The sequence below is a fragment of the Exiguobacterium sp. s132 genome, assembly GCF_018617235.1.
Classification (GTDB): Bacteria; Bacillota; Bacilli; order Exiguobacteriales; family Exiguobacteriaceae; genus Exiguobacterium; species Exiguobacterium profundum.
This window is the reverse complement of record NZ_JACSJU010000014.1, coordinates 1-478: the sequence shown is the minus strand read 5'-3', so window position 1 is coordinate 478 and position 478 is coordinate 1. Positions and strand designations below refer to the sequence as shown.

General features: G+C 49.8%; 1 protein-coding gene. It reads left to right on the top strand.

Annotated elements, in window-relative coordinates; all coding sequences use genetic code 11:
- Positions 1–17: 17 nt before the first annotated feature.
- Positions 18–478 (top strand): RHS repeat domain-containing protein (locus KNO78_RS15505; RefSeq protein WP_374193988.1); only part of this gene is annotated, 461 nt, incomplete at its 3' end.

The window sequence follows — 478 nt, the reverse complement described above, 5'->3', positions numbered from 1 at the left end:
CGTACACGTGGGATGCCTTGGGTAACCTGACTGCAATCCAAGAGACTGGCGGTACGAAAGCATGGCAGTTCACCTATGACGAGCAGGGACGTCGTATCGAGAAGCGGGGGCCGAATGGCACGATTCGCTTCCATTACGACGGTGACTCGAATCGTCTCTTGGCCGAAACGGATGCGCAAGGGAATTACATCCGTGAATATGTCTACGGTGCGAATCATCTCCTCGTCGGTCTAAAAGTTGATGGGTCCTGGTATAACTACCACCGCAACTACCGCGGAGATATCGTTGCCATCACAGATGAGACTGGAACCCTGGCTGCAGAGTATACGTATGACTCCTGGGGTAAGCCGGTCACGAAGAACGTGAATGATGAAAAAATTAATGATCAACCAATCCGTTATGCCTCGTATTACTACGATGAGGATTTGAAGCTTTACTATTTGATGGCACGTTATTATCATCCGGAGCATGCGGTGTT